This window comes from Bradyrhizobium sp. in8p8 (assembly GCF_000426845.1).
Lineage (GTDB): Bacteria > Pseudomonadota > Alphaproteobacteria > Rhizobiales > Xanthobacteraceae > Bradyrhizobium > Bradyrhizobium japonicum_C.
Genome location: NZ_AUGD01000001.1, coordinates 535,392 through 560,877 on the forward strand (window position 1 = coordinate 535,392; position 25,486 = coordinate 560,877).

General features: G+C 65.4%; 27 protein-coding genes and 1 riboswitch. Of the genes, 10 read left to right on the plus strand and 17 right to left on the minus strand.

Annotated elements, in window-relative coordinates:
• Positions 1 to 74: 74 nt before the first annotated feature.
• Positions 75 to 154: riboswitch (SAM riboswitch) on the minus strand.
• A 195-nt stretch (positions 155 to 349) separates the two neighbouring features.
• The 3 genes from K408_RS0102530 to K408_RS0102540 are packed head-to-tail and all read left to right on the plus strand — an operon-like array spanning position 350 to position 3,258.
• Positions 350 to 1,195, plus strand: a complete 846-nt coding sequence (locus tag K408_RS0102530) for a chorismate mutase (protein WP_024337295.1) — start codon at positions 350 to 352, stop codon at positions 1,193 to 1,195.
• A 36-nt stretch (positions 1,196 to 1,231) separates the two neighbouring features.
• Positions 1,232 to 2,329: a histidinol-phosphate transaminase gene (gene hisC / locus K408_RS0102535; protein WP_024337294.1), complete on the plus strand. Its 1,098-nt coding sequence runs from the start codon at positions 1,232 to 1,234 to the stop codon at positions 2,327 to 2,329.
• Positions 2,326 to 3,258 carry a prephenate/arogenate dehydrogenase family protein gene (locus tag K408_RS0102540; RefSeq protein ID WP_024337293.1) on the plus strand — a complete coding sequence of 311 codons (933 nt, stop codon included), beginning with the start codon at positions 2,326 to 2,328 and terminating at the stop codon, positions 3,256 to 3,258. Before hisC ends, K408_RS0102540 begins: the two co-directional genes overlap by 4 nt.
• A gap of 58 nt (positions 3,259 to 3,316) precedes the next feature.
• On the opposite strand, the gene K408_RS0102545 is transcribed toward K408_RS0102540, so the two are convergent.
• Positions 3,317 to 4,501, minus strand: a complete 1,185-nt coding sequence (locus K408_RS0102545) for a DUF2125 domain-containing protein (RefSeq protein ID WP_024337292.1) — start codon at positions 4,499 to 4,501, stop codon at positions 3,317 to 3,319.
• Between the two features lie 110 nt (positions 4,502 to 4,611).
• Here K408_RS0102545 and K408_RS0102550 point away from each other — a divergent pair, with 110 nt between their 5' ends.
• Entirely contained in the window at positions 4,612 to 5,217 is a 606-nt protein-coding gene (locus K408_RS0102550) for a gamma-glutamylcyclotransferase (RefSeq protein WP_024337291.1), read from the plus strand.
• Here K408_RS0102550 and K408_RS0102555 read toward each other — a convergent pair.
• From K408_RS0102555 to ftsE, 4 genes are all read right to left on the minus strand, one after another.
• Positions 5,214 to 5,987 (minus strand): lysophospholipid acyltransferase family protein, encoded by a 774-nt coding sequence (locus K408_RS0102555; RefSeq protein ID WP_024337290.1) that lies wholly within the window; start codon positions 5,985 to 5,987, stop codon positions 5,214 to 5,216. The two genes, K408_RS0102550 and K408_RS0102555, sit on opposite strands and share 4 nt — an antisense overlap.
• Before the next feature lie 11 nt (positions 5,988 to 5,998).
• Positions 5,999 to 6,703, minus strand: coding sequence for a YdcF family protein (locus K408_RS0102560; RefSeq protein WP_024337289.1), 705 nt, complete (start codon positions 6,701 to 6,703; stop codon positions 5,999 to 6,001).
• Positions 6,704 to 6,833: 130 nt separating this feature from the next.
• Complete coding sequence (locus K408_RS0102565) at positions 6,834 to 7,802, minus strand: cell division protein FtsX (protein WP_024337288.1); 969 nt, start codon at positions 7,800 to 7,802, stop codon at positions 6,834 to 6,836.
• A complete protein-coding gene (gene ftsE, locus K408_RS0102570) occupies positions 7,795 to 8,454 on the minus strand; it encodes a cell division ATP-binding protein FtsE (RefSeq protein ID WP_018646542.1) in 660 nt (219 codons plus the stop codon). The genes K408_RS0102565 and ftsE overlap by 8 nt, the downstream gene beginning before the upstream one ends.
• A 179-nt stretch (positions 8,455 to 8,633) precedes the next feature.
• Here ftsE and K408_RS0102575 point away from each other — a divergent pair, with 179 nt between their 5' ends.
• A complete protein-coding gene (locus K408_RS0102575) occupies positions 8,634 to 9,512 on the plus strand; it encodes an MJ0042-type zinc finger domain-containing protein (RefSeq protein WP_024337287.1) in 879 nt (292 codons plus the stop codon).
• A 30-nt stretch (positions 9,513 to 9,542) separates the two neighbouring features.
• Positions 9,543 to 9,917, plus strand: coding sequence for a response regulator (locus K408_RS0102580; protein ID WP_024337286.1), 375 nt, complete (start codon positions 9,543 to 9,545; stop codon positions 9,915 to 9,917).
• 25 nt (positions 9,918 to 9,942) lie between these two features.
• On the opposite strand, the gene K408_RS0102585 is transcribed toward K408_RS0102580, so the two are convergent.
• Complete coding sequence (locus tag K408_RS0102585) at positions 9,943 to 12,603, minus strand: TIGR02302 family protein (protein ID WP_024337285.1); 2,661 nt, start codon at positions 12,601 to 12,603, stop codon at positions 9,943 to 9,945.
• A gap of 169 nt (positions 12,604 to 12,772) precedes the next feature.
• Between K408_RS0102585 and K408_RS0102590 the strand changes: the two genes are divergently transcribed.
• Complete coding sequence (locus K408_RS0102590; protein ID WP_008567285.1) at positions 12,773 to 13,156, plus strand: carboxymuconolactone decarboxylase family protein; 384 nt, start codon at positions 12,773 to 12,775, stop codon at positions 13,154 to 13,156.
• Positions 13,157 to 13,239: 83 nt separating this feature from the next.
• Positions 13,240 to 14,148: an NAD(P)-dependent oxidoreductase gene (locus tag K408_RS0102595; protein WP_024337284.1), complete on the plus strand. Its 909-nt coding sequence runs from the start codon at positions 13,240 to 13,242 to the stop codon at positions 14,146 to 14,148.
• A 180-nt stretch (positions 14,149 to 14,328) separates the two neighbouring features.
• Here K408_RS0102595 and lysA read toward each other — a convergent pair whose 3' ends face one another.
• The 3 genes from lysA to argH form a co-directional block, all read right to left on the minus strand.
• Complete coding sequence (gene lysA / locus K408_RS0102600; RefSeq protein WP_024337283.1) at positions 14,329 to 15,594, minus strand: diaminopimelate decarboxylase; 1,266 nt, start codon at positions 15,592 to 15,594, stop codon at positions 14,329 to 14,331.
• Between the two features lie 23 nt (positions 15,595 to 15,617).
• Positions 15,618 to 15,902 carry an LPS translocon maturation chaperone LptM gene (gene lptM / locus K408_RS0102605; protein ID WP_024337282.1) on the minus strand — a complete coding sequence of 95 codons (285 nt, stop codon included), beginning with the start codon at positions 15,900 to 15,902 and terminating at the stop codon, positions 15,618 to 15,620.
• A gap of 93 nt (positions 15,903 to 15,995) precedes the next feature.
• Positions 15,996 to 17,393, minus strand: coding sequence for an argininosuccinate lyase (argH, locus tag K408_RS0102610; protein WP_024337281.1), 1,398 nt, complete (start codon positions 17,391 to 17,393; stop codon positions 15,996 to 15,998).
• 101 nt (positions 17,394 to 17,494) lie between these two features.
• Here argH and tlpA point away from each other — a divergent pair, with 101 nt between their 5' ends.
• A complete protein-coding gene (tlpA, locus tag K408_RS0102615; protein ID WP_024337280.1) occupies positions 17,495 to 18,160 on the plus strand; it encodes a thiol:disulfide interchange protein TlpA in 666 nt (221 codons plus the stop codon).
• A 6-nt stretch (positions 18,161 to 18,166) separates the two neighbouring features.
• Here tlpA and K408_RS0102620 read toward each other — a convergent pair whose 3' ends face one another.
• From K408_RS0102620 to K408_RS0102645, 6 genes are all read right to left on the minus strand, one after another.
• Positions 18,167 to 18,361: a hypothetical protein gene (locus K408_RS0102620; protein WP_024337279.1), complete on the minus strand. Its 195-nt coding sequence runs from the start codon at positions 18,359 to 18,361 to the stop codon at positions 18,167 to 18,169.
• Between the two features lie 71 nt (positions 18,362 to 18,432).
• A complete protein-coding gene (locus K408_RS0102625; RefSeq protein WP_024337278.1) occupies positions 18,433 to 19,314 on the minus strand; it encodes a 3-hydroxybutyryl-CoA dehydrogenase in 882 nt (293 codons plus the stop codon).
• A 191-nt stretch (positions 19,315 to 19,505) separates the two neighbouring features.
• Complete coding sequence (locus K408_RS0102630; protein ID WP_024337277.1) at positions 19,506 to 20,450, minus strand: electron transfer flavoprotein subunit alpha/FixB family protein; 945 nt, start codon at positions 20,448 to 20,450, stop codon at positions 19,506 to 19,508.
• Complete coding sequence (locus K408_RS0102635; protein WP_024337276.1) at positions 20,450 to 21,199, minus strand: electron transfer flavoprotein subunit beta/FixA family protein; 750 nt, start codon at positions 21,197 to 21,199, stop codon at positions 20,450 to 20,452. Before K408_RS0102635 ends, K408_RS0102630 begins: the two co-directional genes overlap by 1 nt.
• 126 nt (positions 21,200 to 21,325) lie before the next feature.
• The gene (locus K408_RS0102640; RefSeq protein ID WP_024337275.1) at positions 21,326 to 21,898 is read right to left on the minus strand and encodes a cob(I)yrinic acid a,c-diamide adenosyltransferase; all 573 of its coding nucleotides are present in this window, start codon (positions 21,896 to 21,898) and stop codon (positions 21,326 to 21,328) included.
• Between the two features lies 1 nt (position 21,899).
• Positions 21,900 to 22,094, minus strand: coding sequence for a twin transmembrane helix small protein (locus tag K408_RS0102645; protein ID WP_024337274.1), 195 nt, complete (start codon positions 22,092 to 22,094; stop codon positions 21,900 to 21,902).
• Between the two features lie 295 nt (positions 22,095 to 22,389).
• Here K408_RS0102645 and K408_RS0102650 point away from each other — a divergent pair, with 295 nt between their 5' ends.
• Positions 22,390 to 23,283, plus strand: a complete 894-nt coding sequence (locus tag K408_RS0102650) for a YihY/virulence factor BrkB family protein (protein WP_024337273.1) — start codon at positions 22,390 to 22,392, stop codon at positions 23,281 to 23,283.
• Here the strand turns inward: K408_RS0102650 and K408_RS0102655 are convergent.
• Together K408_RS0102655 and gluQRS are read right to left on the minus strand one after the other, a co-directional pair.
• Positions 23,210 to 24,478 carry an ATP-binding protein gene (locus tag K408_RS0102655; protein WP_028145786.1) on the minus strand — a complete coding sequence of 423 codons (1,269 nt, stop codon included), beginning with the start codon at positions 24,476 to 24,478 and terminating at the stop codon, positions 23,210 to 23,212. The genes K408_RS0102650 and K408_RS0102655 overlap by 74 nt on opposite strands.
• Before the next feature lie 101 nt (positions 24,479 to 24,579).
• A complete protein-coding gene (gene gluQRS, locus K408_RS0102660; protein WP_028145787.1) occupies positions 24,580 to 25,452 on the minus strand; it encodes a tRNA glutamyl-Q(34) synthetase GluQRS in 873 nt (290 codons plus the stop codon).
• Between the last annotated feature and the right edge of the window lie 34 nt (positions 25,453 to 25,486).

Consider the following 25,486-nt stretch of genomic DNA (forward strand, 5'->3'; position numbering starts at 1 on the left):
TTTGCGACTGCCCTCAGACCGCCGCTGGAATCAGGCCATGAAAAACCCGGCCTGAACGATAGGTTCGGCCGGGATCGGAAGCGTCCCCGGCCTGTTTAGCGAGTTTTTTAACGTGGCTGCAAGCCGGCCGGCTCAAATGACCACGGAACGGGGCAAAAGCTACCGTCTTGGGCGGTTTTCGTCAAGTCGCGGCCCGAATGAGCTAAGATCAGTGCGGCGCCGCCCGCAGAAAGAGCCGTCATTTCTCTTTGCTTTCGCCGGGCCGACTGCCTAATCAGGATGTTGCTCGCAGCGGATCCACCCCTAAGGCTGATCCGCATCGGAACGTCTTCAACAGACCTCGCCAGATATGTCCCAACGTCCCCCCGCGCCACCCTCGCTTCAGGAACTGCGCAAGGAGATCGATGCGATCGACGAGAGCATGCATCGCTTGCTGATGCAGCGCGGCGACATCATCGACCGCCTGATCCAGGTCAAGCAGACACAGGAGGTCGGCTCGGCGTTTCGGCCTGCGCGCGAGGCCGACATGATGCGCCACCTCGTGCAGCGCCATCGCGGCATCCTGCCGCTCGACACGGTCGAGAGCATCTGGCGCGTCATCATCTCGACCTTCACTTACGTGCAGGCGCCGTTCTCGGTGCATGCCGACATCTCGGCGAGCGAGCCGGCGATGCGCGATTCCGCGCGCTTCCATTTCGGTTTTACCGTGCCTTACGTCGCGCATTTCAGCGCGCAGGCCGCAGTCGAAGCGGCAGCAAAGTCCAAGGGCGATCTGGCGCTGGTCTCGGCGACGTCGAGCCGCACGCCGTGGTGGCTGGAGTTGGAAGCCGATGGCGCGCCGAAAATCATCGCGCGGCTGCCATTCGTCGAACGCGCAGACCATCCGGCCGCCTTGCCGGTGTTTACGATCTCGCGGGTCGCCGACAGCGCGCTGGTTACGGAGGTCGAGACCTTCAGCGTGCGCGTCTCCGGGTGGAACGCCGAGGTCGCACGCGCCCTGTCGCCGCTGGCGGAGATCGTGGCGGTGCCGGACACGGCCTTCGACGGCGCGGCGCTGCTGGTCTCGGTCACGAGCGCAACCAGCATCGACAAAATCAAGGCTGCCCTGATCGAGGCGGGGGCCTCGGTGCGCTCCACGGCCCTCGTCGGCAGCCACGCAACGCGCTATACGGTGCCCCCGACCGGCACGAAATAGTAAATCGCGAGCAGCCCAGCCTATCCGGAGTCCCAGATGTCCCGCCCCGTGCCGAATCCCGGCATTCTCGATATTGCGCCCTATACCCCCGGCAAGAGCCCGGTGCCGGAGCCGGGCCGCAAGGTGTTCAAGCTCTCCGCGAACGAGACGCCATTCGGGCCCTCGCCCAAGGCGATCGAAGCCTTCAAGCGCGTGGCGGATCATCTCGAGGACTATCCGGAAGGCACCTCGCGCGTGCTGCGCGAGGCGATCGGCCGCTCTTTCGGGCTCGATCCCAACCGCATCATCTGCGGCGCCGGTTCGGACGAGATCCTCAACCTGCTCGCCCACACCTATCTCAGCCACGGCGACGAGGCGATCTCCACCACGCACGGCTTCCTGGTCTACCCGATCGCGACCATGGCCGTCGGCGCCAAGAACGTGGTGGCGCAGGAGAGCAACCTCACCGCCGACGTCGACGCCATCCTGAAGGCCGTGACGCCGCGGACAAAGCTGGTCTGGCTCGCCAATCCCAACAATCCGACCGGCACCTATCTTCCGTTCGACGAGGTCAAACGGCTGCGCGCCGGCCTGCCCTCGCACGTGCTGCTGGTGCTCGACGCCGCCTATTGCGACTACGTCTCGCGCAACGACTACGAGATGGGGATCGAGCTCGTCGCCACCACCGAGAACACAGTGGTGACGCACACCTTCTCCAAGATCCACGGGCTCGCTGCGCTGCGCATCGGCTGGATGTTCGGGCCCGAGCACATCATCGATGCCGTCAACCGCATCCGCGGTCCCTTCAACGTGTCGACACCGGCGATGTACGCCGCCGTCGCCGCGATCGAGGACACCGCGCACCAGGCGATGTCGAAGCAGTTCACCGAGACCTGGCGCAACTGGCTCACCGAGGAAATCGGCAAGCTCGGACTGAAGGTGACGCCAAGCGTCGCCAATTTCGTTCTGATCCATTTCCCGACCGACAAGGGCAGGACCGCTGATGACGCGGACGCTTTCCTGACCAGGCGCGGTCTCGTCCTGCGTGCGCTGAAGAACTACGGACTGCCGCATGCGCTGCGCATGACGATCGGTACCGAAGAGGCCAACCGCCTCGTCGTCGAGGGCTTGCGCGACTTCATGGCCGGCAAATGAGCGAACAGGCGCACTTCCAGCGCGTCGCACTGATCGGCTTCGGCCTGATCGGCGGCTCGATCGCGCGCGCTGCGAAGCTCCAGGGCCTGGCTTCCGAGATCGTCACCACCGCGCGCTCGGAGAAGACCCGCGCGCGCGTCGCCGAGCTCGGCATCGTCGATCAGGTGGTGGCGACCAATGCGGAGGCGGTGAAGGATGCCGATCTCGTCATCCTCTGCATTCCGGTCGGCGCCTGCGGAGCTGTGGCGCAGGAGATCGCCGCGCATCTGAAGCCGGGCGCGATCGTCTCCGACGTCGGCTCGGTCAAGGGCGCGGTTGTCCGCGACATGGTTCCGCATCTGCCGAAAGGCATTCATTTCGTGCCGGCGCATCCGGTTGCGGGCACCGAGCATTCCGGCCCGGATTCGGGTTTCGCCGAGCTGTTCATCAATCGTTGGTGCATCCTGACCCCGCCGGAAGATACCGATGCGGCGGCCACGGAGCATCTGAGGGCGTTCTGGGCGGCGATGGGCGCCAAGGTCGAGATCATGACGCCGGATCATCACGATCTCGTGCTCGCGATCACCAGCCATCTGCCGCATCTGATCGCCTACACCATCGTCGGCACCGCCGACGAGCTGGCGCAGGTGACGGAATCCGAGGTGATCAAATTCTCCGCCGGCGGCTTCCGCGATTTCACCCGCATCGCGGCGTCCGACCCGACGATGTGGCGCGACGTCTTCCTCGCCAACAAGGAGGCCGTGCTGGAGATGCTGGGCACCTTCACCGAGGATCTCGCAAAACTCACCCGCGCGATACGGCGCGGCGATGGCGAGGCGCTGTTCGACCACTTCACCCGCACCCGCGCCATCCGCCGCGGCATCGTCGAGATCGGCCAGGACTCGGCGGCGCCCGACTTTGGTCGCCTGGCTGCGCTCAAGAAGCCGTAGCTTCACACTCGAGGTTCCGGGTTCATTCGCTTTGCGGATGCCCCGGAGTGACGGCAAGTCAATACAGCGGCGGAATCTGGCCGACCTTGACCGGGCCGAGCAGCACCGCGCCATCGACGAATTTCAGCGGGAAGCTTCGCGCCTTCTTGCCTTCCAGCGTGCTCTCTGTGCCGATCGAATTGATGCCGGCCGCAACGCCCGCATTGGCGTTCTGCTTGATGACCTTGCCGAGGCCGGGAACGGCGCGGTCGAGCGCTCCAAAGAGATTGTTGAGGTCCTGCGACTTCACGCCCGGCGCGAGTCGATCCAGCGTCGCCTGCGGCACGCCCTCCTCCAGCATCTTCTCGATGCCGAGCGCCGGGATCACGCGCTCGAGGCCTGTGACGGTCATCTGCAATTCGCCGTCGAGCCGGCCATTGGGCGAGAGGCCGAGCTTGCCGGCCGCGACCGCGATCATCTCGCCCTGCTGGATGCGCGACTGCACGATCTCGATATGGCCGCCGGCGGCCTGGATCTCGCGAAAGCGCTGCGGCCAGGGCTTTGGCGTGAGGTCGGAGAGGCCGGTGATCTTGGCGCGGGTGTCGGCTTCGAACGGCTCGGCTAACAGCGGGTGCACGCCCTGAATGCTGCCCTGCGCGACGTGAAGCACGGTCTCGATCACGGGATGATCGGGCTTTGATCCCTCCGCGAGACGTCCGTGCAGCTCGACCTGCCTGGCGCGCGCAAGCGGCACCTGGACGCTGCCGTCGAGCCGATTGAGGCTGGGGTCGTCGAACACGATGGAGGCACGGTCCGGCACGGCCGGCAGGCCAGCCACGCTGGCGCGCCCCTTGCTCCAGTTCACCGCGAAGGTGTTCTGCGTGATGCCGTCGGTCAGCGTGGCCGGCGCGGAGAATTCCGCGATGACGCGCTTGGGGTCGTAGACCTGGGCCACGACCAGGATGTTGTCGAGCTTCGCCGTGAACGGTGTCTTGCTCGCGTTCTGCGACACCAGGGCGACGCTGGCGCCGGAGCATTGCACCTCGAAGCGGAACGGGAAGCCCGCGATCGAGCGCTTGGCGCAATCATAGATGCGGCCGGACTTGGCCTCCTGCGCGCGCCAAGCGTCGGCGGCGATTTCGGCCTGCGACGCCGCATAGAACCAGAAGCCGCTCCACGCAACGGCGAGGATCAGGACAAAGACGGGGGCGATGAAAAGGCCCCAACGGGAGCGGCGGCCTGTGGCAACGGTCATATTGGACATGCGGCGACCCTTTGACGCCAGATTCAGGCAAATGTAAGCGGGGCCGGCCTGCGACGAAAGGCCGAGAAATCGCTTCGCTTCGGGGCATGGTTCTGGTAGCCGTGCCCGAAATGTCGGAAATCACCGTCCCCTCCGTCACCACCGCCAAGGGCGACCTCTGGGTGTTCGGCTACGGTTCGCTGATGTGGCGGCCGGGCTTCGAGTTCGAGGAACGCGTCCCGGCACGGCTGGTCGGCGAGCATCGCGCGCTCTGCGTCTATTCCTTCGTGCATCGCGGTACGCCGGAAAAGCCGGGTCTGGTCCTTGGACTCGACCGCGGCGGCGCCTGCCGCGGCATCGCCTTTCGTGTCGCCGAGAAGAACCGCGCCGACGTTGTCGCCTATTTGCGCGCACGCGAGCAGGTCACGTCGGTCTATCGAGAGGTGATGCGTTCGGTGTGGCTGGAGAACGATGCGCGCCAGCGTGTCTCGGCGCTCGCCTACGTCGTCGACCGCAGCCATGTGCAATATGCCGGCCGGCTGTCGCTGGCCGAGCAGCACCGTCATGTGCTCCAGGGCCATGGGCAGTCCGGCGCCAACCGCGATTACGTCACGGCAACGGTAAAGGCGATCGAGGCGGAAGGCTTTCGCGACGCCCAGCTGCACCAGCTTGCATTGATGCTGCATGGTGATGCGCTGCACGTGCCGGCCCCGACCGGAGATCGCGAAAGCCGCTAGCCACCGGTCGGCGCGTAGCTTGGCGCGGAGCCAATCAATTGCTCCTGCTCCTTGCGGCCGGCTTCGACGAGACGGCCGGTCGCGTCCTCGATCGCCGTCTGCACGCGCGAAAGAAACTCGTCCTTCGGCAGCCCCGCCGGCAGCGGGTCGAGAAACTCCACCACCAGGGTTCCAGGATAGCGCATGAAGGTGCGGCGCGGCCAGAACAGACCGGAGTTCAGCGCGATCGGAAGGCACGGCACGCCGCAGGACGAATAGATCTGCGCAAAGCCGGTCTTGTAGTCGGGCGCCGCCCCGGGAGCACGGCGCGTGCCTTCCGGAAAGATCACGAGCTGCTTTCCGCTGCGCACCGCCTCGCGCGCCCGCCGCGTCATGTCGAGCAGCGCCTTCACGCCGGCATTGCGGTCGATCGCGATCATCCCGGTCTTGACCAGGAATTGACCGAACACCGGGATCTGCATGAGCTGGCGTTTGAGGATGAAGATGGGCCGGTGGAAGAAACCCGGCAGCACGAAGGTCTCCCAGAACGACTGATGCTTGGCCACGATCAGCAGCGGTCCCTTCGGAATCTTCTCGACACCCCGGAATTCCACCTTGATGTTGCAGACCACGCGCATCAGGAACAGCGTCGTCTTGGCCCACCATTCCGCCACCGTGAGCATGGCTCGCGGCGGCAATGCGAAGGTCGGCAGCGCCACGATCGCAAGACACACCAGCACGGCGTAGAACAGCACGTTGAATACGAGCGAGCGGAGAAATATCAGAAACATCGATGGTCCGATCAATTGGCCTGTGCGGTGGCGGGCCGCTTCGGCTGCTGACCTGCAGGCTGCTCCGATATCTCGGGCCAAAGGTCAATCCCGAGATCCTCCAGCCGCACCCTGAGCTCGGCCGCGATGTATTTGACATATTCCGACAGAAGCAGCCGGAGCGTCGAGCCCGACGTCCACCACGGCTCCTCGCGCCATTTTTCGCCGACCACGGCGAACGGGATCAGCGTCGTCTGTGGCATCGCATGTGAAAATTCCACCAGCGCGCGCGGCATATGATAGTTGGAGGTGACCACGATCAGCGATCTGAACCGGCGCCCCTCGGCCCAGCGGCGCGCCTCCGCTGCGTTGCCGCGGGTCGTGAGCGCGGTACGGTCGAGATCGACGCAACAGGTCATGAATGACTGGTTCTCCGGCAGGGTCCGGGAGATGTCGCTCGCCGTCGAAGTCGGATGCACGCCGGAGATCAGGAGCCGCCTGCCGTAGCCGGCAGCGAGCAGCTCCATCGCGTCCGATACCCGCGAGGAGCCGCCGGTCAACACCACGATCCCGTCCGCCTTGCGGTCGGGCACCGTCTCCACGCCGCGCAATTGCGACAGGAATGCAAGGAAGCCTGCGGCCGCGGCGACGAGGGCAAGCGCGATCGTCGACACGATGGCCGCGCGCAGCCAGCCGCGCGGCAGTTTCGGCGATCGATCGTCGGTCGGCGAGGTCATGCGATGTCGGTGATCCCTTCCCTGAGATGATTTTAAGACGTTTTTGGGCGAAGTGGAGTCCGGTTAGTGCGAAGAACAACTCGGTCTGAGACCGGTCGCCTTCTACAACAGCAAGCGGGAAAGAAAGAACTCAATCAACATCATTCAACGTCGCAAACAGAGTCTGGCGTGCGGCCGCCGCGGTGATGGCGCCGATCAGCACGGCCTGGACGGCGAGCACGATGTAGCCGGATGGCCGCAGCGAGAAGGTGCCGAGCAGCGCGGCGAACTGGTCGCCGACGGGGGTACCGGAGAACCAGCCCGCGACGGACTCGGAGAAGCCGAACACCAGCATGGCCGCGCCGCCGCCGATCAGACCGCCCTCAAGGCCCAGCCTGAGGAAATGACGCAGGAAGTGATTGGCAATGTAGCGATCGCCGGCGCCGACGAAATGCAGGACTTCGACGATCGGACGGTTCGCCGCCATGGCGCCGCGGGTTGCGAACGAGACCGATATGATGGTGGCGATGATGACAAGCGCGAGGATGCCGAGGCCGGCCAGCACGGTCGCGTTGGTCATCGAGCGCATGCGCTCGATCCAGGCCCGGTGATCGTCGACGCTGGCACCCGGCGCAACCTGTGTCACGAGCGCGCGCAAGGCGCCGAGATCGAGTGGCGTGCCCGGCTGCACGCGCGCGATGATCATGCGCGGCACCGGCAGATCGTCCATCGACAGGCCGGTGCCGAGCCAGGGCTCGAGCAGCCTGCCGCTCTCTTCCCTGGTGAACGGCTTGACCTCGACTATGCCGGCTTGCGTACGCATTGCCTCGGTCACGGCTGCGGTGTCACGATCAAGGTCACGACCGGCCTGCGGACGAACCTGGATGGTGATCTCGCTCGCGACGTCGGACTGCCATTCGGCGGCCGAGGCACTCACCAGCAGCACCGTGCCCGTGGCCATCGAGGCGAGGAAGCTCATGATGGCGACGACGGCGACCAGCGCGCGGCCGTGGATCGAGGCGCGCGGGACGATCGGCGACATGTTGCGCGCCTTGGCGGGAAGCTGCGGACGCTCCTGCCCGAGGTCGACCAGGACGCCGCGCTCGTCGGTCCTACTCATAGACGTGCAGCCGTCCCTGGTGCAGCACCAACCGTCGTGCTTCGTATTGATCCATCAGGCCGATGTCGTGGGTAGCGATGATGACGGCGGTACCTGACTTGTTGAGCTCGATGAACAGCCGCAGCAGGCGGCGTCCGAGCGTCGGGTCGACGCTGCCGGTCGGCTCGTCCGCGAGCAGCAGCTGCGGCCGCGAGATCACGGCGCGGGCGATCGCCGCGCGCTGCTTCTCGCCGCCCGACAGGATCGGCGGCAGCGCGTCCATGCGATCGCCGAGACCGACCCAGCGCAACAGGTCGATCACCTCCTTGCGGTAGCTCGACTCGCTGCGGCCCATGACGCGGAACGGCAGCGCGACGTTCTCGTAGGTCGTCATGTGATCGAGCAGGCGGAAATCCTGGAGCACGATGCCGATGCGCTTGCGCAAATCCGCGATCTCGTCCTTGCCCAGTTGCGAGATATCGTGGCCGAAAAGGTTGACGAGGCCCCGCGTCGGCCGATGCGACAGAAACAACAGGCGCAGCAGGGAGGTCTTGCCGGCGCCGGACGGTCCGGTGAGAAACTGGAAGGAATGCGCCGGAATCTGGAAGCTGAGATCGCGCAGGATCTCCGGCCCCAGGCCATAACGCAATCCGACATTTTCGAACCGAACCAAGCTCAGCTCCGTTCGAGAGGGGCGGCAGGCTGCACGCCATCGCCCCGCAATATGCGATTAACGGCTTTTGCGACCGTTATGGTTTCCGGTTCGTTAACGCTCCCCCGGTAGCATACAGGCAGCCCGGTTGTCCGGGCCTGCGGCTTCTTCAAGACCAGTCCATGCATCAAGGCTCGTCCATGCATATCGTCTGCCCCCATTGTATGACATCCTACGCGATCAAGCTTGCGAGCCTGGGGGCGAACGGACGGGCCGTCCGCTGTTCCCGCTGCAAAGAGACCTGGATCGCTCATCCCGAGGACGCGATCGAGGAGGCCTCCGTTCCGGCCATGGCCGCGGCCGGCCGAGCCGACGAGCAGTCCGATCTCGCCGAGCAATGGAACTCCTATGCCAAGGACGACGGCGTCGCTGATGCGCCGGTCGTTGACAGTCCCTCGATTGCCAGCGACTGGCCGGACGAAGCTGCCAGGGAAGCCGAGGACGAATGGTCAGCGGCGGCTCGGCAGGCCGAGGCGGAGGTCGTCGGCGCGCAGCATCAATCCTGGTTCTCCGGCCTGTTCCGCCGCCGCGGCGCACGGGTAAGTCGCCCGGTTGCTACCGCGGCTCCGCCCAGGTCCTATTTTGGCCTGCCGACCGCCTGCGCCGCGATGGGCGCACTGGTGCTGGCGCTGGTGATCTGGCGCGGCGACGTGGTGCGGCTGCTGCCGCAGACGGCGGCGTTCTACAAGATGGTCGGCCTCGAGGTGAACCTGCGGAGCCTCGCCTTCAAGGACGTCAAGCTCTCCAGCGAGACCGTAGACGGTAAGCAGGTGCTGGTCATCGAGGGCGTGATCGTCGGCCAGGGTAAGAAGCCGCTCGATATCCCACGCTTGCGCTTTGCCGTGCGCGACGCGCAAGGCGCGGAGATCTACGCCTGGAATACGGTACTGGAACAGACCGTGCTGCGGCCCGGCGAGCGCGCCTTCTTCCGCTCGCGCCTCGCCTCGCCCCCGCCGGAGGGCCGCAACATCGACGTTCGCTTCTTCAACCGGCGCGACATTGCCGGCGACAGCGTATAATCGACCCCGCAGGGCCCAAAGGTTGGTCTCATGCCGAAAATCTTGATCGCCGACGACGAGGACTCGATGCGCACGCTTGTGGCGCGCGCCATCGCGATGGACGGCCACGAGACCGTCACCGCCCAGGACGGCGCCGAGGCGCTGGAGATCCTGACCCGCGAACACGGCGCTTTCGACCTGCTGCTCACCGACATCCAGATGCCGGTCATGGACGGCATCGCGCTGGCGCTCTCCGCCGCGCGCGATTTCCCCGATCTGACGATTTTGCTGATGACCGGCTTTGCCGACCAGCGCGAGCGCGCCTCGAACCTGAATGCGCTGGTCCATGATGTCGTGACCAAGCCGTTCTCGGTCGCAGATATTCGCACGGCGGTTGCCGATGCGCTGGCAGTGAAGAAGAGATAGCGGCGCTGCTTCTCCAGATTGCCGCTCAAAACTCCTTCAGCAGCCGCTCGATGTAATCGAGCTCGATCTGCGGGCGCGAGGGATCGCCGAGACGGCGGCGGAGCTCTTCGAGAATGCGGCGAACACGCTGGGTGTCGATCTCGCCGGGAATCTTGACCGTGTAATCGTCGCCATATTCGCGCCCGTGCAGCGGACGGCCGAGCGGATCGGTCTGGTTGCCGCCGCTCTGCTGGCGCCCGGCGCGCTGTCCAGGGCCATCGCCCTGGCCGTCGCCATCGCCCTGCTGCATGGCCTCGGCCATCTTCTGCGCACCCTTGCGCATCGCGTCGAGCGCCTTGCCCTGCGAATCCACGGCGCCGTCGGCGTTGCCCTCCCCGAGCTTTGATCCCGCATCGCCCATGGCACCGTCGGCGGCATCCAGACCGCCGTCGTCATCGCCCTGGTCGCCGTCCTGATCGCCGTTCTGACCCGGCTGGCCCTGGTCGCCTTGCTGGCCCTTCTGTCCCTGCTGTCCTTTCTGCCCCTTCTCTCCCTTCTGCCCAAGGCCGCGCTTGGCAAGCTCGTCCTGCAACTTCTTCAGCCGATCGCGCAGCCCCTGCTGGTCCTGCTGCAGCTCGGACATGGACTGATCGCCCTGTTGCTGCTTGCCGCGCGAGCGTTCGCGCCGGGAATCCTGGCCCTGCTTGAAAGTCTTGTCGCGCAATTGCTGCTGCTTGCGGATCATATCGCCGAGCTCGTTGAGCGCCTGCTCCATGTCGCTCTCGCCGGCTTGCCCCGGCTGCGCCATCTGGAGGCCCTCCAGCATCTGCTGGAGCTGGTCGAGCAGCTGCTTGGCGGCATCCTTGTCGCCGGACCGCGACAGACGCTCCATCCGGTCGATCATGTTCTGCAGATCCTGCTGCCGCAGGACCTTGGTATTAGGGTCGAGCGGCCGCGCCAGCTGCTGCGGATCATTGTTGTTGCGGAGCTGCTCGGCAAGCTGGCGCATGAAATCGTTCAGCGCCTGACGCAGATCCTGCGTGAGCTTCTTGATCTCTTCATCGCTCGCGCCGCGCTCCAAGGCCTGCTTCAGCGCATCCTGAGCTGCGCGCAGGGCCTTCTCGACGTCGGAGATCTTGCCGTCCTCGATCGTCACCGCAAGCGCCCACAGGCTCGCCACGACCTCGCGCAGGGCATCGTCGGTGCGCGCGGCCTCGAGCTGCCGGGCCACGCTGTGCAGGCCGAGATATTGTCCGGGCTCCGGCGTAAACATTTCCGGCGCAATCATCAGGGCGTCGAGCGCCGCATACACGTCGGAGTTCTTGTTGGCGTCGAGCGCGAGAATGCGGCGCTGCTCGATCAGTGCACGTGCCACCGGCTTCGTGAAGAGCCGTTCGGGCAGGCGCATATTGAATGCCTCGCTTGTGGCCTCATTGCCGGCCTCGTCCTTGGCCGTGAGGGTCAGCGCGACCTCGGCGCCGGCATAGGGATCCTCGCTGAGATCCTTCACCGACTGTCCGACAGCGTTGCGGGTCCGCGCATTCGGCAGCGCGAGCGGGAATCGCGGTGGCTGGAACAGCGGACGCGCAGCCGTCCTGGTGTCGCCGTCGCCGGCAGCCTTCGGCGCATCCTTGGCGGGGTCCTTGGTGTCGTCCGGGGCATCGGTCGAACGCAGGGCAAATTTCGCCTCGGCGCCGGTGACGCCGTAATCGTCCTCGATCTTGTAGGAGAGCTGGAGTGCGCCGCGCGCCTGGCGCTCCGGGTCCTTGGCGAGCGCGATCGTCGGCGCACGGTCTGGCGTTGCCGCAAAGGCCCATTGCGGCTGTCCGGAGGGCGCGCGGACATGTGCAGTGCCGTCGCCGGAAATGGCAAAATGCCTTTCGTTGGTCCCCTGGGGGCTAGCCTCGGTGGGAGCCACCTCCTTGAGGCCGCCCGAGACGGCGACATCGAGGCTACCGCCGGACGAGCGCACGATCAGGGTCGAGCCGGCGGGAACGGCGAGAGGACCGCTGGCGGGCAGCGCCGCGGCCTCCTTGTTGGCGGCCGACAGGATAACCGGCGGCTTGCCGGTATAGAGCGGCGGCGTGACCCAGGCGTCGACGCGAACATTGGTCGGCGCCAGCACCCCATTCCAGTTGAAGGCGGCGCCAAGCCGCATCGCACGCTCGTCACCGGCGGCGAAGAAGGTCGCAACCAGCATCACCATGACCAGCGCCCGCAGCGCCCAGGGGTCGTGAAGCGCGAGCCGCGGGTGCGGCAGACCGGCGTGGATGCGCTTGAGGGAGGCCAGCGTACGCTCGCGCTGCGCCTGCCACAGCGCCTGCGCGACCGGATCCTGCGAGGTCAGCGTGTCCGTGAGCGTGGTGGCCGGGCGGTGACGGATGCCGGAGCCACGATCGAGCCGGGCGAGCGCTTCCTCGCGGCTCGGCCAGCGGAAGCGACTCAACGGGAACAGGGCGGCAAGTGCGACGGCGGCGAAGAGCCCCAGGCCAATGGCCCGGGCCAGGAACGGCACCGCCAGCCAGAGGCCGGCCCAGGACACCACCAGAAACAGGCCGACGACGGTCAGGAGGCGCGCCACATTGGGCCAGGCACGCTCCCACGCGATGGCATAAGTAGCCCGGTCGAGGGCCTGCGCCAGCTTCAGCCGCGACAGCGCATCACTGTTGCGGATCGGGTCTGACGGGTCGGGGGTGACGCCGTTCAATCAACTCTCCAGGTTGCCCGGTAGAGCAAAGCGTATCACAACGGCAGCACTGAGGCATCCGTTCCTGTACGGGAGAGCCCCCTTTTCCCGCATAACACGAGGACGTGACTGGCTCGGAACAACCCCGTAATTTCCGCGCGCCATCCACCAGAGAAACGAAGGAAACGTCATGGACAAGAAGATGCACGACAAGGGCCTGGAAGTCCGCAAAGCGGTGCTGGGCGAGGCCTATGTCAACAACGCCCTGAAAAACGTCGACGATTTCAATCGCCCGTTCCAGGAGATGCTCAACGAATATTGCTGGGGCACGGTATGGGGCCGCGAGGAGCTGCCGCGCAAGACCCGCAGCATGCTCAACATCGCGATGATCGCGATCCTCAACCGCCAGCACGAGTTTCGGGCGCATTTGAAGGGCGCCCTGACCAATGGCGTGACGCGCGACGAGATCCGCGAGATCCTGATGCAGGTCGCGATCTACGGCGGCATGCCGGCCGCAGTCGACAGCTTTCGGATCGCGCGCGAGGTGTTCGCGGAGATCGACGGCAAGGCGTAAGACAGGATAGCCGCTCTGAAATCGTATTGCTCCGTGATCGGGAGCGAAGCAACGAAGCAATGACGACGGGAGGAAGGATCACCATGGACATCGGATTCATCGGGCTTGGAAACATGGGCTTCCCGATGGCGCGGCGGCTGATCGAGGCGGGACACAGGCTCGTCGTTTTCGATACGCGTAAGGAGATCATGGACAAGCTCGTGGTGCGCGGCGCCACGCCGGCGACTTCGCCAAAGGACGTCGCCGATCAGGTCGAGACGGTCATGGCGAGCCTGCCCTCGCTGCAGGCTTCGCTCGAGGTCGCGACGGGCGCAAACGGCGTGATCGAGGGCAGACGCGCCAAGCGCTTCGTCGATCTGTCGACCGTCGGCTCGGCGATGGCTGCGAAGATTCATGGCCTGCTCGCCAAGCGCAACATCGTGCAGATCGACTGTCCCGTCTCCGGCGGCGTCGGCGGCGCCGAGAAGGGCACGCTTGCGGTGATGGTGTCGGGGCCTAGGGCCGAGTTCGAGCTGTTGAAGCCTGCGCTCGACGTCATCGGAAAGGTCTTCTTCATCGGCGAGAAGCCCGGCGCGGCGCAGACCATGAAGCTCGCCAACAATTTCCTGTCAGCGACCGCGATCGTGGCGACCTCGGAAGCGGTGGTGATGGGCGTGAAGGCCGGCCTCGATCCCGCAGTGATGATCGACGTCATCAATGCGGGCTCGGGCATGAATACCGCGAGCCGCGATAAATTCCCGCGCGCGGTGCTGCCGCGCACGTTCGATTTCGGCTTCGCCACCGGATTGATGGTGAAGGACGTGCGCCTGGCGCTGGAGGAGATGAAGCAGCTCGGCCTGTCGATGGAGGTTGCGGACGCAGTCGGGCGGCTATGGGAGACGGTGATCAGCACGGAAGGCGCCGAGTCCGATTTCACCGCGGCGATCAAGCCGATCGAGAAGAAGGCGGGGGTGGTGGTGGGTGGAGCGAAGGGTGGATTGGCAGGAAAATAGCCGCCCCAATCTCCGCTGTCGTCCCCGGGGCGCGCGAAGCGCGAGCCCGGGACCCATAATCACGGGGCAGGATTTGGCGAAGACTCGTAGTGACCGATTTCGCGGAGCAACTTATCCCTGTTGTTATGGGTCCCCGCCTTCGCGGGGACGACACCGAGGTCGTTGCAGCGGGTCGTCAGCTCACAGCCACGGCGCAGGCTTGTCCATCGCGATCAGCTGCTCGACCTCGACGCGCGGGCGCACCACGGCATATTGGTCGCCCTTCACCAGCACCTCGGGCACCAGCGGCCTGGTGTTGTATGTACCGGCCTGCACCGCACCGTAGGCGCCTGCGGTCATGATGGCGAGGAGATCGCCCGCCTTCGGCGTCGGCAGCGTGCGATCGAGGGCGAGATAGTCGCCGGTTTCGCAGACGGGGCCGACGACGTCCGCCTTGATGGAGGCGGCACCCTTCGCGGGCTGCTTCACCGGCAAGATGTCGTGATAGGCCTCATACAGCGTCGGGCGGATCAAATCGTTCATGGCTGCATCGATGATGACGAAATTCTTGCCGTCGCCGTGCTTCACATAAATGACCTTCGTGACCAGGATGCCGGCGTTGCCGACGATCATACGGCCCGGCTCGAACATCAGCGTGCAACCGAGATTGTGGCTGACGCGCTTGACCATGGCGGCATAGGCATCCGGCGCCGGCGGCACCTCGCCGTCCATGTCATAGGGAATGCCGAGGCCGCCGCCGAAATCGACGTGGCTGATGTTGTGGCCATCGGCGCGCAGCGTCTGCACGAATTCGGAGAGGATGCGGAACGCGGTCTCCATGCCGGAAAGGTCGGTGATCTGGCTGCCGATATGCACGTCGGCCCCGGTCACCTCGATGCCCGGGAGCTTCGCGGCGCGCGCGTAGACCTCGCGGGCATGCACGATCGGGATGCCGAACTTGTTCTCGGACTTGCCGGTGGAGATTTTTGCATGCGTGCCGGCATCGACGTCGGGGTTGACGCGCAGCGAGATCCGGGCGGTCTTGCCCGTCTCTGTCGCCAGGCGCGACAACAATTCGAGCTCGGGCTCCGATTCGACGTTGAGACAAAGGATGTCGGCAGCGAGCGCTGCGCGCAGCTCCTCTTCCGTCTTGCCGACGCCGGAGAAGACGATCTTGCTGGCGGGAATGCCGGCGGCCAGTGCGCGCTTCAGCTCGCCGCCGGAGACGACGTCAGCACCGGCGCCGAGCTTGGCCAGCGTGCGCAGCACCGACTGGTTCGAGTTCGCCTTCATGGCGTAGCAGACCAGCACCTTCTCGCCGGCGAAGGCGTCCGCGAAGACGCGGTAGTGCCGCTCGAGCGTTGCAGTCGAATAGCAATAGAACGGCGTGCCGACGGTCGCGGCCAGCTCGGACAGATTCACCGCCTCGGCGTGCAGCACGCCGTTGCGATAATCGAAATGGTTCATGGCGTGGGCTCGGTTGTGCCGGCTTATCTCTTGCCGGGAGGTTCGTCCAGGAGCGGGTCGAGAATGAACGGTTTCTTCCTGCCCCTGCCTGCCGCGGGTGCGGCATCCGCACCGTAGGTTGGGTTGAACACGCTCGGCGTCCTCTGGGCTTCGGTCTCGGTATCGGTCGGTGCGGCACCGCCGGCGGTTGACGCGGTCGGCGGCAAGTCCAGCGGGCCCTTGCGGCCGCAGCCGGCGAGCGCGAGCGCCGTCAGGCTCAAGACAATGATGGCCCACCCCGAGCCGGCCGGGCGAAACTTTGACGTCACGACGAAATCCCCACTACGCGGGCCGCACCATACAGAGATTGGCGCGCTCTGGCGAGAGCCGGATGACTATGAAACATCAGCGAAATTTTACCCTCAGCCCCGTTTTCGCTCTTTTTCCAGCCGCTTCGCCCAGGCCTTGGCCTGAGCCGCCACGTTCTTCGGCGCAGTGCCGCCAAAGCTGGTGCGGCTCTTCACCGAGGATTCGACCGAGAGCACACCGAGGACATCCTTGGTGATTCTTGGCTCGATCGCCTGCATCTCCTTGAGCGGCAGTTCGTGCAGGGCGACGCCGCCCTCGGCGGCCTTGGCGACGATGCGGCCGGTGACGTGATGGGCCTCGCGGAACGGCATCTTCAAGGTCCGCACCAGCCAGTCGGCGAGGTCGGTCGCGGTGGCGTAGCCCTCGCCTGCGGCCGCCTTCATCTTGGCTTCGTCGGGCACGAGGTCGTGGACCATGCCGGTCATGGCGCGGATCGCCAGCGACAGCGCAGCGAACCCTTCCATGGCGCCCTGCTTGTCCTCCTGCATGTCCTTTTGATAGGCGAGCGGCAGGCCCTTCATGACGATCAGGAGGCCATTGAGCGCGCCGATGACGCGGCCGGTCTTGGCGCGCACCAGCTCGGCAGCATCCGGGTTGCGCTTCTGCGGCATGATCGAGGAGCCGGTCGTGAACTTGTCGCTGAGTCGGATCAGGCCGACCAAAGGCGAGGTCCAGATCACGATCTCCTCGGCAAAGCGCGACATGTGCACGGCGCAAATCGCGGCCGCCGACAACGTCTCCAGCACGAAGTCGCGGTCGGAGACCGCGTCGAGCGAGTTCGCCATCGGCCGGTCGAACAGAAGCGCCTTCGCGGTGGCGTGGCGATCGATCGGGAACGAGGTGCCGGCCAGCGCGGCCGCGCCGAGCGGGGATTCATTGAGCCGCTTGCGCGCATCCTGGAACCGGCCGCGGTCGCGCGCGGCCATCTCGACATAGGCGAGCAAATGGTGGCCGAAGGTCACGGGCTGCGCGGTCTGCAGATGCGTGAAACCGGGCATGACGGTCGCGGCATGCTCCAGCGCGCGCTCGACCAGCGCCTGCTGGAACGCGGCCAGCGCCGCATCGGTCTCGTCGATGACGTCGCGGACGAACAGGCGGAAATCAGTCGCGACCTGGTCGTTGCGCGAGCGCGCGGTGTGCAGCCTCCCGGCCGCCGGACCGATCAGCTCCGACAGGCGGCTCTCGACGTTCATGTGAATGTCCTCGAGCGCGCGCTTGAACTCGAAGCCGCCCTTGCCGATCTCTGACAAGATCGTGTCTAGACCCTTGCCGATATTTTTCGCATCAGAGGCCGTGATGATGCCCTGGTCGGCCAGCATCGCGGCGTGGGCCTTGGACGCGGCAATGTCCTGGGCGAACAGGTGACGATCGACGTCGATGGAGACGTTGATCTCTTCCATGATCTCGTCGGGACGTTCCGAGAATCGGCCGCCCCACATCTTGTTGCTCATGATCCCGTGCTCACGCCTCGAATTACCGCGCATTTGCTGGCCGCAACCAGCCGTATTAAGAGGCCCCTGATAGCCATATCTGCGACCGGATGACAAACGATATGCTCGACAAGACGCCCTCGGCCACGCGCCGGATCCCCCTCATCGTCGCCGCCGTGACGGTCGTGGGCCTGGCCGGCTTCGCCGCACTGTACGGGTTCGGCCTGAGCCGGGCGCCTTCCGGCGACCCGACCTGCAAGCCGGCGGTGGCGACGGCGCAAAAGATCGCCCCCCTCGCCCACGGTGAGTTGGCGGCGCTGACCATGGCGAGCGCCCCGTTGAAGCTGCCCGACCTCGCCTTCGAGGACGCCGACGGCAAGCCGAAAAAACTGTCCGACTTTCGCGGCAAGACGCTGCTGGTGAACCTCTGGGCCACGTGGTGCGTGCCCTGCCGCAAGGAGATGCCGGCGCTGGACGAGCTCCAGGGCAAGCTGTCGGGCCCGAATTTCGAGGTGGTGGCGATCAACATCGACACCCGCGACCCGGACAAGCCCAAGACGTTCCTGAAAGAGGCCAATCTTGTCAGGCTCGCCTATTTCAGCGACCAAAAAGCCAAGGTTTTCCAGGATCTTAAGGCTGTGGGCCGGGCGCTGGGCATGCCGACCTCGGTGCTGGTCGATCCCCAAGGCTGCGAGATCGCGACGATCGCGGGGCCGGCGGAATGGGCGAGCGAAGACGCGCTCAAGCTGATCCGGGCCGCTACCGGCAAGGCCGCCGCGTCGCTCTAGAATAGCTCAGGCGGTGACGTTGAGATTGCCGCCCACGCCAGGACCGACATTGGCAAGCGAGGGCTGCCCGGCACCCATCAGGGTCAGGACGGTGGATTTCTCCATGTCCATGTTCTGCATGGTCAGCGTCGCCGCGATGTTCGACTGCAGCGCACCTTGCTGAGCGGCCAGCATGGTGCTGACCATTGCCATCATGTCCATTACGCGAACCCTCTTACCGGCCGTAACCTAGGCGCGAGAGGTTAACGCGACATGAATTGTCACGAAACGGATCAACGAGTCGGAACCGGCTTGGCGCCGCGGTAATCGTAGAAGCCGCGCTGGGTCTTGCGGCCGAGCCAGCCGGCCTCGACGTACTTCACCAGCAACGGGCACGGGCGGTACTTGGAGTCGGCCAGCCCCTCATGCAGCACCTGCATGATGGAGAGGCAGGTATCGAGACCGATGAAGTCGGCAAGCTCCAGCGGGCCCATGGGATGGTGCGCCCCGAGCTTCATGGCGGCGTCGATCGCCTCGACATTGCCGACGCCTTCGTACAGCGTGTAGATCGCCTCGTTGATCATCGGCAGCAGGATGCGGTTGACGATGAAGGCGGGGAAATCCTCGGAGACCGCGACCTGCTTGCCGAGCTTGCCAACGAATTCCTTGGCGGTCTCGAAGGTGGAGTCGTCAGTAGCGATGCCGCGGATCAGCTCGACCAACTCCATCAACGGCACCGGATTCATGAAGTGAATGCCGATGAAGCGCTCGGGCCGGTCGGTGGCGGCGGCCAGCCGCGTGATCGAGATCGACGACGTGTCGGAGGCGATGATCGCCTCCGGTTTCAACACGGCGCAGAGCTCGTGGAAGATCTTGCGCTTGACCTCTTCCTTCTCGACCGCGGTTTCGATGACGAGGTCGCAATCGGCGAGGTCGTCGAGCTTCTCCGCGGGCGAGATGCGCGCCAGCGCCTTGGTCTTGGCCTCCTCGGTGACGACCTTCTTGGAGACCTGGCGCGCCAGATTGCCGTTGATGGTGGCCATGCCGGACTTGAGGCGGTCGGCCGAAACGTCGTTGAGCATCACGTCGAAGCCGGCGAGCGCCGCGACATGCGCGATGCCATTGCCCATCTGACCCGCGCCGATCACGCCGACCTTCTTGATCTCTGCCGCCATAATGTCATCCACCGGAACGGCGCGCATGTCGCGCCTGCCTATCCCCCGAGCCGGGAGGATCGATTTAATCAGAACCTTGGCTCGAAACCTAGATTGGATCGCTTCGAAGGCGCGCCCAACGCCAAAGAAAGCGCCTCAGAAATGCAACACCGGCCGGAGCTTATACCTCCGGCCGGTGTTTTTCCTGCCTTTTACTTGCCGAGCTTGCCGAGCTCGGCCGTAAGCTCCGGAACCGCCTGGTAGAGATCTGCAACCAAGCCGTAATCGGCGACCTGGAAGATCGGCGCGTCCTCATCCTTGTTGATCGCGACGATCACCTTGGAATCCTTCATGCCGGCCAGATGCTGGATGGCGCCGGAAATGCCGACGGCAACGTAAAGCTCCGGGGCCACGACCTTGCCGGTCTGGCCGACCTGCCAGTCGTTCGGCGCATAGCCGGCGTCGACCGCGGCGCGCGAGGCACCGACGCCAGCGCCGAGCTTGTCGGCGAGCGGCTCGATGTACTTGGCGAAGTTCTCGCGGCTTTGCATCGCGCGGCCACCGGAGACGATGATCTTGGCCGAGGTCAGCTCGGGACGATCGCTCTTGGCGACCTCCTCACCGACGAAGGTCGACAGGCCGGGATCGGCCGCCGCGGCAACGTTCTCGACCGGCGCACTGCCGCCTTCGCCCGCTGCGGCGAAGGTGGAGGTCCGCACCGTGATCACCTTCTTGGCATCCTTCGACTTCACGGTCTGGATGGCGTTGCCGGCATAGATCGGCCGCTCGAATGTGTCGGGCGCGACCACCTTGATGATCTCCGAGACCTGCATGACGTCAAGCAGGGCGGCAATGCGCGGCATCACGTTCTTGAAGCGCGAGGTCGCCGGCGCGACGATCGCGTCGTAGCCGGACGCCAGCGATACGACCAGCGCGGCCAGCGGCTCGGCCAGGTCGTGCGCGTAGAGATCGCCATCGGCGAGCAACACCTTCTTCACGCCGGCAAGCTTCGCGGCGGCATCGGCCGCGGCCTTGGCATTCTGCCCGGCGACCAGCACCTCGACGTCCGCGCCGAGCGCGGCAGCTGCGGTGAGAGCCTTGTTGGTAGCGTCCTTGAGCGACGCGTTGTCGTGTTCGGCAATTAGAAGCGTCGTCATCAGAGCACCCCGGCTTCGTTCTTGAGTTTCGACACGAGCTCGGCGACGTCCTTGACCTTGACGCCTGCCTTGCGGCCGGCCGGCTCCGTCGTCTTGAGAATCTCGAGACGCGCTGCGACGTCGACGCCGTAATCGGCCACGGTCTTCTCCGCGATCGGCTTCTTCTTGGCCTTCATGATGTTGGGCAGCGAAGCGTAGCGTGGCTCGTTGAGGCGAAGATCGGTGGTGACGATCGCGGGCCCCTTCAGCTTCACGGTCTGCAGGCCGCCGTCGACTTCGCGGGTGACCTTGAAGTCGGACCCTTCGACCTCGAGCTTGGAGGCGAACGTCGCCTGCGACCAGCCGAGCAGCGCGGCCAGCATCTGTCCGGTCTGGTTCGAGTCATCGTCGATCGCCTGCTTGCCGAGGATGATCAGGCCCGGTTGCTCTTCTTCCGCGACCTTCTTCAGGATCTTGGCGACAGCGAGCGGCTCGACATTGCCCTCGGCCTTCACCAGGATGCCTCGGTCGGCACCCATGGCGAGGCCGGTGCGGATCGTCTCCGACGCCTGCGCCGGTCCGATCGAGACCACCACAACCTCAGTGGCCTTGCCGGCTTCCTTCAGGCGCAGCGCTTCCTCGACCGCGATCTCGTCGAACGGATTCATGGACATTTTAACGTTGGCGAGTTCAACGCCCGATCCATCGCCCTTGACGCGGACCTTGACGTTGTAATCGACCACCCGCTTTACCGGCACTAAGACCTTCATCGATCCTCTTTCACTCAATTTGGGAGGGGGGTTATCAACTGGCGCGGAACCTAAAGGCCCGATCTGCCCCGGTCAACGCGCGAACGGCTCTAATTTTGGCCCTCTGAGATGCGGGCGCGCGATGGGTCAGCGGTTCTGGCCGGGAACCCAGAGCACGTCGCCGGCGCCATTGCCGTTGGCAGCACGGCTGGCCACGAACAGGAAGTCGGACAGGCGATTCATATAGTGAATGCCAGCCGCGTTAACCGTCTCGGCTGGCCGAGCCGCCAGTTCCACGATCACACGTTCCGCCCGGCGGCATATCGTTCGGGCCACATGCAGATGGGCAGCGGCGGGCGTGCCACCCGGAAGCACGAAGGAGGTCAGCGGCGCGAGCTTGTCGTTGAGCCTGTCGATGTCGCGCTCGAGCCGTTCGACCTGGCTCGCCACCACCCGCAGCCGCTCGGCTTTCCCCTCCCGTTCGGGCACGGCGAGATCGGCACCGAGATCGAACAGATCATTCTGGATGCGGCCGAGCATCGCATCGAGTTCGGGCATGTCCCGGGTGTGGAGCCTGACCACGCCGATTGCGGCATTGGTCTCGTCAACGGTGCCATAGGCCTCGATGCGCAGATCGTATTTGGGGCGGCGCTCACCGGTTCCCAGCGCCGTCGTGCCGTCGTCGCCGGTCTTCGTGTAGATGCGGTTCAATACGACCATGTCAGCGTCCCATCGCCCAGACCGCGGCCATCGCGATGATGATCGCCACGAACTGAAGCAGTACGCGCCAGCGCATCAGCTTCTGCGAGGTGTTGGGCGAGCCGCCACGCATCATGTTGATGAGCCCGAGCAGCAGCACCAACGCCACGGCGCCGGCTGCCGCCGGCAGGATGAAAGTACTCAGGAGAGATGCCATTTGAGGGTAGATAACACTGTGTGCACGGATGCGCCATGGCGCCGCGACAGCCTCCGGCGTGATTCCGGGGCGATGCGAAGCGCGAGCCGGGCATCCATCGGGCTACCTGCCTGCGGCCAGATGGATTCCGGGCTCGCGCTTCGCGCCCCCCGGAATGACGGCAGGGCGCTTCGCGAACTGGCTTTCGGACCGATAATATCAGATGGTAGCACCATGATTACCGATTTGCGCCCATTGCCAGCTGTCCTGACATCTCCCAGCGTGCGGGGGGAGAGAGCAGTCGTTTAGGCCGGGCATGAAAGCGATCCGCTACATCTACGCTGTGGTGATGGACGCGTTCTACACGTTCCTCGCCGATGACGGCTGGGCTATCGCAAGCCACATCGCGCTGTCGACGCTGATGGCGCTGTTCCCGTTCCTGATCGTGCTGACCTCGCTCGCCGGCTTCTTCGGCTCCAAGGAGCTTGCCGATCAGGCCGCCAGCCTGATGCTTCAGGTCTGGCCCAAGCAGGTCGCCGATTCCATCTCGGGCGAGGTCCATGACGTGCTCACCACTACCCGCACCGGACTTCTGACCATCGGCGCGGCGCTGTCGGTCTATTTCGCTTCCAACGGCGTCGAGGCGCTGCGGGTGGCGCTCAACCGTGCCTACGCGGTGGTGGAGATGCGGAGCTGGTATTGGCTGCGGCTGGAATCCATTGCCTACACGCTCATCGCAGCCTTCACTGCGCTCGCGATGGCGTTCCTGATCGTGCTCGGTCCGCTGATCATCGAGGCCGCACGACGCCACATTCCACTGTTCGTCGAATCGAACGAAAGCATTCTCACTTGGCTGCGCTACGGCATCACCATCAGCGCGCTGGTGTTGGCGCTGTTCATCCTGCACGCTTGGCTGCCGGCGGGGCGACGCAGCTTCCTCCAGATCATGCCGGGCATCATCTTCACCGTGGTGGCGTCGCTGATCTCCGGCATCGTCTTCGGACAGTATCTGGCGCGCTTCGCCAACAATTACGTGACGATGTATGCGGGCCTCGCCTCGGTGATCATCGCGCTGGTGTTCCTGTATTTCATCGCCGCGATCTTCGTTTACGGCGGCGAGCTCAACGCCGCGATCATCAAGTCTCGGCTTCCTCACGGCGTGTCGCTTCAAGCAGCGCAGTCGCTAAAGCCCGGGGAGACACAGGCTTGACAAGGAAGGCGTCGGCACCGGCCTCGCGCGAGGCCGCCTCGTCCTCGCCGCGGCCGGACACGCCGATGATCGGGATCTGAGCCAGCGGAGACGGCAGGGTCCGGATCCGCCGGATAGCTTCGACGCCATCGATGCCCGGCAGCACCATGTCCATCAGCACCGCGTCGAATGCGCCCTGCTCCAGCCGGTTCACGGCATCCTCGCCGCGCCCGATGAACTCGGCATGATGGCCAAGCTCGGTCAGAATGGTGTTGAGCACGACGCGGCCGAACGGATTATCCTCGACGCTGAGCACGCGAAGGGCGGCGATCGCCTCGGGCTCGCTGCCGTCCTTCGCCTTGCGGCTCTTGCCCGATCCTGCCGCATCCAGCGACACCGTCAATGTGAAAGTGGCACCGCCACCGCGACGCGGTGCGACCGTGATGTCGCCGCCCATCGCACGCGCCAATTGCTTGACCGAGGAAAGCCCCAAGCCGGCGCCGCCGAAGCGCGAGGCGATGGTGACATTGGCCTGGGTGAACGGGCGGAACAGCCGCTTGATCTCGGCCATGGTGAGGCCGATGCCGCTGTCGGACACCTCGAAGGCGACGCCGACCCTGCCTTTGCCCTTCGCTCGACCTTTACCGGGACGCCATGGCGCGACGGCGAGCGCCACGCCGCCTTGGTCGGTGAATTTCACCGCGTTGTCGATCAGGTTCTCGAGCGCGGCGCGCAGGCGGACGGGATCACCGACCACAAGTCCGGGAAGCTTTTCGGAGATATCAACCTCGGCCTGGAGACCCTTGGCAGCGGCGCGGCCGGTCAGCGAATCGCCGGCGCTGCGGGCAAGCGTCCTCAGGTCAAACAGGTCCTGCCGCAGCTTGCTGCCACCCTTCCCCGTTCCCTTGCCGGTTCGGGCAGCGTCCACGAACAGCGTGGCAAGGCTCGCCAGGTGCTCGGCACCGGCCTTGATGGTGTCGGCCCAGCGCCGCTCTCGTTCCCCGAGATCTGACGTCGCGAGCAGGTCGCTGATCGCCAGAATGCCGGTCAGGGGGGTGCGGACCTCATGAGCAAAGGCAGCCAGCGCTGCCTGGACCACGCCCGGCGCGACGGTCGTGTTGCTGCGCTTACGCGCCTTTCCGGCCGTCCCGGACCGCTTTCGAGGCAGCCGCCTGGACGTCCGTGTTGTGCGCACTGGACGCGTTTTCGCCGCCATGAATCCCCTTCGAAGTACTCTCTTCGAACCCCGCGCTGGCCAAGCATGGCACGGAGGAACACCCGGAGTCACGGCGACGTTTTGCTAACCCCCAGAGAAACTTAATCTAATCCCATCAGCTGGCGGATGCGAGCGGGCGTGACTCCGGCCGCGCGCAAGGCACGCAAACCGGTCGACCGGCTCGATTTCGACAGCTTCCGGCCCGCCTCATCGCGAATCAGCCGGTGATGGCGGTAGGCGGGCTCCGGCAGGCCGAGCAGGACCTGGAGCAAGCGGTGCACCGCGGTGGCGTAAAACAGGTCCCGGCCCCGCACGATCTCGCTGACGCCCTGGAGCGCGTCGTCGACCACCACCGACAGATGGTAGCTGGTCGGCGTCTCCTTGCGGGCCAGGATCACGTCGCCCCACGCCTCCGGCCGCGCCGCGACGATGCCGTACTCGCCGGCCGGCCCCTCGCCGAGTTCATTCCAACTCAGACGGGCGGCACGGCGGCAGGCGGCAGGCATGTCGAGCCGCAGCGCATACGGCGCGCCCGAGGCGATCAACTGCGACCGCTCGTCGGCCGACAGTGATCTGGCGGCGCCGGGATAAAGCGGCGCACCGTCGGGATCGCGCGGCCATGGCCCTTCCACCTCGCGCGCGGCGATGAGCCTTGCGATCTCGGCGCGGCTTTCGAAGGCGGGATAGACGAGACCAAGCGCAGACAGCTTTTCCAACGCAGCACGATAGTCGGCGAGATGCTCCGACTGCCGTCGCACCGGCGTCTCCCAGGCAATTCCGAGCCAGTCGAGATCCTCGTAGATCGCCGTCTCATAGTCCGGCCGGCAGCGTGTCGCATCGATGTCCTCGATCCGCAGCAACATCCGCCCGCCGGTCTCTTGCGCGCGATCAAAGTTGAGCAGCGCGGAATAGGCGTGGCCGAGATGCAGGAGGCCATTGGGGCTGGGGGCAAATCGGAAAACGGGTTGTGCCATCAGATGAATCTCGTCATGGCCGGGCTTGACCCGG

Excerpts from the sequence above, each read along its gene's own strand:
- K408_RS0102555 (WP_024337290.1), bottom strand. The coding sequence starts at position 5,987 with ATGTTTCTGATATTTCTCCGCTCGCTCGTATTCAACGTGCTGTTCTAC.
- hisC (WP_024337294.1), top strand. The coding sequence starts at position 1,232 with ATGTCCCGCCCCGTGCCGAATCCCGGCATTCTCGATATTGCGCCCTAT.
- K408_RS0102590 (WP_008567285.1), top strand. The coding sequence starts at position 12,773 with ATGGACAAGAAGATGCACGACAAGGGCCTGGAAGTCCGCAAAGCGGTG.
- K408_RS0102565 (WP_024337288.1), bottom strand. The coding sequence starts at position 7,802 with ATGAGTAGGACCGACGAGCGCGGCGTCCTGGTCGACCTCGGGCAGGAG.
- K408_RS0102650 (WP_024337273.1), top strand. The coding sequence starts at position 22,390 with ATGAAAGCGATCCGCTACATCTACGCTGTGGTGATGGACGCGTTCTAC.
- K408_RS0102550 (WP_024337291.1), top strand. The coding sequence starts at position 4,612 with ATGTCGGAAATCACCGTCCCCTCCGTCACCACCGCCAAGGGCGACCTC.
- K408_RS0102620 (WP_024337279.1), bottom strand. The coding sequence starts at position 18,361 with ATGGACATGATGGCAATGGTCAGCACCATGCTGGCCGCTCAGCAAGGT.
- K408_RS0102580 (WP_024337286.1), top strand. The coding sequence starts at position 9,543 with ATGCCGAAAATCTTGATCGCCGACGACGAGGACTCGATGCGCACGCTT.
- K408_RS0102540 (WP_024337293.1), top strand. The coding sequence starts at position 2,326 with ATGAGCGAACAGGCGCACTTCCAGCGCGTCGCACTGATCGGCTTCGGC.
- tlpA (WP_024337280.1), top strand. The coding sequence starts at position 17,495 with ATGCTCGACAAGACGCCCTCGGCCACGCGCCGGATCCCCCTCATCGTC.
- K408_RS0102560 (WP_024337289.1), bottom strand. The coding sequence starts at position 6,703 with ATGACCTCGCCGACCGACGATCGATCGCCGAAACTGCCGCGCGGCTGG.
- K408_RS0102630 (WP_024337277.1), bottom strand. The coding sequence starts at position 20,450 with ATGACGACGCTTCTAATTGCCGAACACGACAACGCGTCGCTCAAGGAC.
- K408_RS0102635 (WP_024337276.1), bottom strand. The coding sequence starts at position 21,199 with ATGAAGGTCTTAGTGCCGGTAAAGCGGGTGGTCGATTACAACGTCAAG.
- K408_RS0102625 (WP_024337278.1), bottom strand. The coding sequence starts at position 19,314 with ATGGCGGCAGAGATCAAGAAGGTCGGCGTGATCGGCGCGGGTCAGATG.
- gluQRS (WP_028145787.1), bottom strand. The coding sequence starts at position 25,452 with ATGGCACAACCCGTTTTCCGATTTGCCCCCAGCCCCAATGGCCTCCTG.
- K408_RS0102645 (WP_024337274.1), bottom strand. The coding sequence starts at position 22,094 with ATGGCATCTCTCCTGAGTACTTTCATCCTGCCGGCGGCAGCCGGCGCC.
- K408_RS0102545 (WP_024337292.1), bottom strand. The coding sequence starts at position 4,501 with ATGTCCAATATGACCGTTGCCACAGGCCGCCGCTCCCGTTGGGGCCTT.
- K408_RS0102595 (WP_024337284.1), top strand. The coding sequence starts at position 13,240 with ATGGACATCGGATTCATCGGGCTTGGAAACATGGGCTTCCCGATGGCG.
- lysA (WP_024337283.1), bottom strand. The coding sequence starts at position 15,594 with ATGAACCATTTCGATTATCGCAACGGCGTGCTGCACGCCGAGGCGGTG.
- K408_RS0102655 (WP_028145786.1), bottom strand. The coding sequence starts at position 24,478 with ATGGCGGCGAAAACGCGTCCAGTGCGCACAACACGGACGTCCAGGCGG.
- K408_RS0102575 (WP_024337287.1), top strand. The coding sequence starts at position 8,634 with ATGCATATCGTCTGCCCCCATTGTATGACATCCTACGCGATCAAGCTT.
- argH (WP_024337281.1), bottom strand. The coding sequence starts at position 17,393 with ATGAGCAACAAGATGTGGGGCGGCCGATTCTCGGAACGTCCCGACGAG.
- K408_RS0102530 (WP_024337295.1), top strand. The coding sequence starts at position 350 with ATGTCCCAACGTCCCCCCGCGCCACCCTCGCTTCAGGAACTGCGCAAG.
- K408_RS0102640 (WP_024337275.1), bottom strand. The coding sequence starts at position 21,898 with ATGGTCGTATTGAACCGCATCTACACGAAGACCGGCGACGACGGCACG.